Annotated in this window: 4 protein-coding genes; 3 read left to right on the top strand and 1 reads right to left on the bottom strand. The window is 62.0% G+C overall.

From position 1 onward, the window contains the following. Both ABID26_RS36780 and ABID26_RS36775 read left to right on the top strand, forming a co-directional pair. Positions 1–2,994: CheR family methyltransferase (locus ABID26_RS36780; RefSeq protein ID WP_354418391.1), on the top strand; the 2,994-nt coding region annotated here is incomplete at its 5' end. Further along, a complete protein-coding gene (locus tag ABID26_RS36775) occupies positions 2,981–3,343 on the top strand; it encodes a response regulator (RefSeq protein ID WP_354418389.1) in 363 nt (120 codons plus the stop codon). The genes ABID26_RS36780 and ABID26_RS36775, both read left to right, overlap by 14 nt. Positions 3,344–3,622: 279 nt before the next feature. Here the strand turns inward: ABID26_RS36775 and ABID26_RS36770 are convergent, their stop codons facing one another. After that, positions 3,623–4,102 carry an Lrp/AsnC family transcriptional regulator gene (locus ABID26_RS36770; RefSeq protein ID WP_126098625.1) on the bottom strand — a complete coding sequence of 160 codons (480 nt, stop codon included), beginning with the start codon at positions 4,100–4,102 and terminating at the stop codon, positions 3,623–3,625. 135 nt (positions 4,103–4,237) lie between these two features. On the opposite strand from ABID26_RS36770, the gene ABID26_RS36765 reads away from it, so the two are divergent. After that, positions 4,238–6,073, top strand: a 1,836-nt coding sequence (locus ABID26_RS36765) for a 1-deoxy-D-xylulose-5-phosphate synthase N-terminal domain-containing protein (RefSeq protein WP_354418386.1), incomplete at its 3' end; no start/stop codon positions are given.

The raw sequence follows: 6,073 nt of genomic DNA, 5'->3' as shown, positions 1-6,073 counted from the left end.
GCCAACCGTACCGAAAGCGAGCGCGACCGGCGCAAGCGCGACGTGGCGGAACAGCTTTCGCGCATCGCGGCGCTGCTTCGCACACGCACCGGCCACGATTTCAGTGGCTACAAGGACAATACCATCCTGCGGCGCATCCAGCGCCGCATGCAGGTCCTGCAGATCGACGATCCGGCCGCCTTCTACGAGCGGCTGCGCGACGAGCCACAGCAGGTGGACCTTCTGTTCCAGGACCTCTTGATCGGCGTGACCAGTTTCTTCCGCGATCCGCAGGCCTTCGAAGGGGTCGAACGCTTCGTCATTCCCAAACTGTTCGAGAACCGCAAGCCGGACGAGACGATCAGGGTGTGGGTGCCTGGCTGCGCCACCGGCGAGGAAGCCTATTCGATCGCCATGCTCTTGAAGGAGAACGCGCCGCGAGGCGCTGCCTCGCCCAACCTGCAGATCTTCGCCACCGACATCGACGAGCGGGCGCTGGAAATCGCCCGCGCCGGCCGCTACCCGGCGACGATCGCAACCGACGTGACACCGAAGCGGCTGAAGGAGTTCTTTTCGCGCGAGGACGGCACCTATCGCGTCGCAGCCGAGCTGCGGGAAATCTGTCTGTTCTCGGCGCACAATCTCTTGCGCGATCCGCCCTTTTCCAAGCTCGACCTGGTCGCCTGCCGCAACCTCCTGATCTACATGGGGTCGGAGCTGCAGGAAAAGATCGTCCCGATCTTCCACTACGCGCTGCGCAACAACGGCTATCTCTTCCTCGGATCATCCGAGAACGTAACGCGCCACGCGCGCCTGTTCTCGACCATCGACAAGGCGAGCCGCATCTTCCAGAAGCGCAGCGGGGTCGCCATGCAGCGGCTGCCGGAGTTCCCGCTGGCGGCGGCGGCCAGGCAGGCGCCCCCGCTTGCGCGCCGGGCGGCGACGGCGACAACCCTGCGGGAGGTTGCGGAACGGGTCCTCGTCGAGCGCTATGCGCCGGCCTATGTCATCATCAACGCCGACGGCGAGCTGATGCACAGCTCGGGAGGCACTGGCAAGTATCTGGAGCTGGCCGCCGGCGCTCCAGACCACAACGTCTTCTCCATGGCCAGGCGCGGGCTGCGCATGGATTTGCGGGCAGCGATCCACAAGGCCGTCAGCACCGGACAGGTGGCGATCCAGAACAAGATCACCATAGGCACCAATGGCGGACGCCAGACCATCAGCCTCGCCGTGCAGCCGCTGCCGCCCGACGGCTCAGCGGACCCACTCTACATGCTGGTCTTCCGCGACATCGGCGGCATCAAGCCGGAGGCCGATGACGAGCCGGTCCACACGACCGACGATGTCGAGAGCGCCAATGTCAGCCAGCTCGAAAAAGAGCTGAGGGAAACCAGAGAGCGGCTGCAAATCACGACGGAGGAACTCGAATCCTCCAACGAGGAGCTGAAGTCCTCGAACGAGGAACTGTCCTCCATCAACGAGGAGCTGCAATCGTCCAACGAGGAACTGGAGACTTCCAAGGAAGAGCTGCAGTCGATCAACGAGGAACTGCAGACCGTCAATTCCGAGCTCAACATCCGCGTCGACGAGCTCAGCCGCGCCAACAACGACATGGCGAACCTGCTCGAAAGCACGCAGATCGCCACCGTTTTCCTCGACCGCGACCTCTGCATCAAGAGCTTCACGCCCACCGCTCGCGACCTGTTCAGGCTGGTTGAAAGCGATGTCGGCCGGCCGCTCGCGCATGTGCGCCCGCGCTTTGCCGCCGACGGACTTCAGGCCGACATGGAGCAGGTGCTGCGGCGGCTGGGCACCATCGAACGGCAGATCGAGGGCGCCGAAAGCGGCAACGCCTACATCATGCGCATGATGCCTTATCGCACCGTCGACAATGTCATCGCCGGCGTCGTCGTCACCTTCGTCGACGTTACCCAGATCGCCCAGGCGGAGGCAAAGATCGGCGCGCTCTCGCACGACCTGCGCAACCGCCTCGAAAGTCTGGAGACTATCCTGGACCTTGTGCCGGTAGGCATTTTTATCGCCGAGGACGGTAACGGCGAGGCGATCCGCGCCAACCGCCGCGCGACGGAACTCGCCGGACGGCGCGCCACCACGGACGGCAAGCTGACGCAGGTGCCGGCCGGGCTGCCGCTGATGATCGATGGCGCTGCAGTGGCAACGGGCGATCAGCCCCTGCAGAAGGCGATGCGAACGGGCAAGGCCATCCCCGGCTATGAGGCGCGGATCGCACGGTCGGACGGATCGAGCATCGACGTGATGATGTCGGCCAATCCGCTGTTCGACGAATCCGGCAAGGTGCGCGGCGCGATTGCGACCCTGGTCGACATATCGAACCACAAGGAAGCGGAACGCAGCCAGGAAAGGCTTCTGCACGAACTGCAGCACCGCGTAAAAAACATCCTCGCCACGATCACGGCGCTGGCCTCGCGCATGATCCGCTCGTCAAATTCGATGGGCGAATTCTCGACCTCGTTCCAGGATCGGCTGCACGCGATGGCCCGCACGCATGAGGTGCTGTCGTCCTACAATTGGGGCGATGCCGACCTCGAGCAGCTGCTCAGGGCGATGCTCTCTCCCTACAGCAGCAAACGCCAGAGCCTCGTTGTCCGCGGCCAGCCGCTCCACCTCGATGGAGCCACGGCGGCAACGCTCGGCATGGTGTTCTTCGAGCTTGCCAGCAACGCCGCCAAATACGGAGCGCTTTCCGTCGACACCGGGCGCGTCGAAGTCTCCTGGGGCTTCGCGAAGCCGGGCATGTTGTCGGTCACCTGGAAGGAAATCGGCGGGCCGGCCGTGGCAGAGCCATCCCGCATGAATTTTGGAACAACTTTCATCCAGCAGAGTTTAAAGTACGAATTGAGGGAAAGTGTAGATTTGAACTTCAGGCCCGCCGGCTTCGAGTGCCGACTTGAGATTCCCTTGCCCCGAACGGAAACTGTCGACCAGTTGCCCGGCACGAATGAACAAGAGCGCCCCATTGTCCGGCCTTAAGATCCTCGTCGTAGAGGACTCGTTCCTGGTTGCGCTCGATCTCTCCGACGAATTGACCGATGCAGGCTGCGATGTCGTCGGTCCCGCGCCCTCCGTCAAACAGGCGCTCGAGCAGATCGATGGCGTCGAGCTGGATGGGGCGGTGCTCGACGTCAACCTGCATGGCGAGCGCAGCTTCCCGCTCGCCGAGCACCTCGCCACGCGCGATGTCCCTTTTGTTTTTCTCACCGGCTATGACAGCTCCACTGTCTTTCCCGATCAGTTCCGCGATTCGCCAAGACTGTCGAAGCCCGTCGACACCAGATTGCTCATCGAGGCGGTTTCACGTTTCAGCCAGCATAGGCATTGAGGCCTCGCGGGTTCTTTCCCGCAGCAATTTTCCACCGCCCGTGTGTCGCCACGCACCGGTCCATGACAACGAAAGGATCAGCTTGGGGGCGCGGCGCCTGACGGCCGGATCGGCCGACCTTGCGGCGGAACAAAACATCTAATTGCGCGGTTCGGCCCGGGACACAGAGGCGGCACCACAAGTGTACATCATCGGCAGCATCACGGTCTGGCCCTCGATTGGCTTGTTCGATCATCACTTGCTGGCATGGTCGGGCGTGCGGCGGCCCCACACAATTCCTCATCCCTCCTTAACCATCGGCAGAACTGTCGACTGCTTGATCTGACCCAAAGCAAAGCTCGATTCGATCGAGGCCACCCCTTCGAGTCTCGTCAGTTTCTGCTTGAGAAAGGCCTCGTAGGCAGGCAGGTCCTTCACCACGACACGAAGCAGATAGTCCCGCTGTCCGGTCATGAGGTAGCAATCGACGATCTCTGGCCATCGCCCCACCGCCGCTGCAAACCGATCGAGTTCCTCCTCACGCTGGCGTTCGAGCTTGATCGACACGAACACGCTGATCGGCAAGCCAACCTTAGCCTGGTCAACCACCGCGACATAGCCCTTGATGATCCCGGCAGTCTCCATGTTGCGGACGCGGCGCGCACAGGGCGAGGCTGACAGGCCGGCCCTAAGCCCGAGTTCTTCGGTCGTCAGCCGCGCGTCTTCCTGGAGCGAGACGAGCAGTCTGCGGTCAATTTCGTCGATTTCCGATCTTGGCACAGTTCACCACTCCTTGACTGTTTCTTCGCTCATGCAGCCAATTTTACCCGCAACTGCGCTCGACAATAGCCACTTTCACTTTCGATACGCCTCTACATTTCTGGGCACAGGCTTACGATGGAGATGGAGGTATCGATGAACAAGCCGTCGCATCTGCGGGAGATCGAAAAAAAGGTGCTTTGGCTGTCCACCTGGATGATCCATAACGCCAACCATCTGCGGTCGAGTGAGGACGGCCTGAAAATCGGCGGTCATCAGGCCTCGTCAGCCTCCCTGGCCACGATCATGACTGCACTGTACTTCGCGGTCCTCAGGCCCGCCGACCGCGTGGCGGTCAAGCCTCATGCCAGCCCGATCTTCCACGCCATCCAGTATATTCTTGGCAACCAAACACGCGAGCAGATCGAAGCTTTTCGGGCTTACGGCGGCGCGCAGTCCTACCCCTCCCGCACCAAAGATGTCGACGACGTGGACTTCTCCACCGGGTCCGTCGGACTTGGCGTTGCGCACACGCTCTTTTCCTCACTTGTACAGGACTACCTGCGAGCCAAGGAACTGGCAAAGGACCAGCCGGAGGGCCGCATGGTGGCGCTGATTGGCGACGCTGAGCTCGATGAAGGAAACATCTTCGAGGCGCTTCTGGAGGGCTGGAAGCACGGGCTGCGCAACACATGGTGGGTGGTCGACTACAATCGCCAGAGCCTCGATGCTGTGGTTCGCGAGGGACTGTGGGAGCGCTTCGAGACAATGTTTCGCAACTTCGGATGGGAAGTCGTTATCCTCAAATACGGCTCGCTGCTGCAGGAAGCCTTCACCGAGCCCGCCGGCGAGCGACTGCGCGACTGGATCGATCGATGTCCCAACCAACTCTATTCGGCACTGACATTCCAAGGAGGCGCTGCCTGGCGCAAGCGCCTGCTTGACGACCTAGGCGATCAGGGACCTTTCTCGCGGCTCATCAACAACAGATCCGATGACGAATTGGCACAGCTGATGACCAACCTCGGCGGCCACGACCTGCCGAGCCTTCTCGAGGCCTTCGAGGCGGCTCGCCAGCATGACAGGCCGGTCTGCTTCATCGCCTATACAATCAAGGGCTTTGGGCTGCCGCTTGCGGGCCACAAGGACAACCATGCCGGCCTGATGACGCCAGCGCAGGTCGAAATCCTGCGTGAGAGAATGGCGGTGCGTGCGGGCCACGAGTGGGAGCCATTCGAAGGGCTGGGGCTGAGGGGAGGGGAGATAGAGGCTTTTCTCGAGACAGTCCCCTTCGTATCGAAGGGCCGGCGCCGCTACAGCGCGCCGACCGTGCCCGTGCCACCCCGGCTCGAGTTCACCGCGCAGGGCTCCATGTCGACGCAACAGGGCTTTGGCCTCATCATGCACGGCGTCGGCAAGCTCGACGATGACTTCGCAAAGCGCGTCGCCACCACATCACCTGACGTGACCGTGTCCACGAACCTCGGTCCCTGGGTAAACCGCCGGGGGTTGTTTGCGCGCCAGGAAGTCGCGGATCTGTTCCGTAGCGAGCGCATCCCTTCGACCTTCAACTGGGACTTCTCGCCCAAGGGACAACATCTCGAACTTGGCATCGCCGAGATGAACCTTTTCATCATGCTTTCTGCCCTTGGTCTCTCGCATTCGATATTCGGCGAACGCCTACTGCCGGTTGGGACACTCTATGACCCGTTTATCGAGCGCGGGCTCGATGCGTTGAATTACGCATGCTACCAGGACGCACGCTTTATCCTTGCCGCGACCCCCTCGGGGGTAACGCTTGCCCCGGAGGGCGGCGCACATCAGTCGATAGCAACGCCGCTCATCGGCATGGCGCAAGATGGCCTGGCAAGCTTTGAGCCGGCCTTTGTCGACGAGCTGGCGATCATTATGCGCTTTGCCTTCGAGTACATTCAGCGTGACGGGGCCAAGGAGCCAGATGAAGTCAGCTGGTTAACCGATGCAGCCGGCGGA

Origin of the sequence: Mesorhizobium shonense (assembly GCF_040545255.1) — a bacterium.
Classification (GTDB): Bacteria; Pseudomonadota; Alphaproteobacteria; order Rhizobiales; family Rhizobiaceae; genus Mesorhizobium; species Mesorhizobium shonense.
This window is presented reverse-complemented; position numbering and strand designations above follow the sequence as displayed.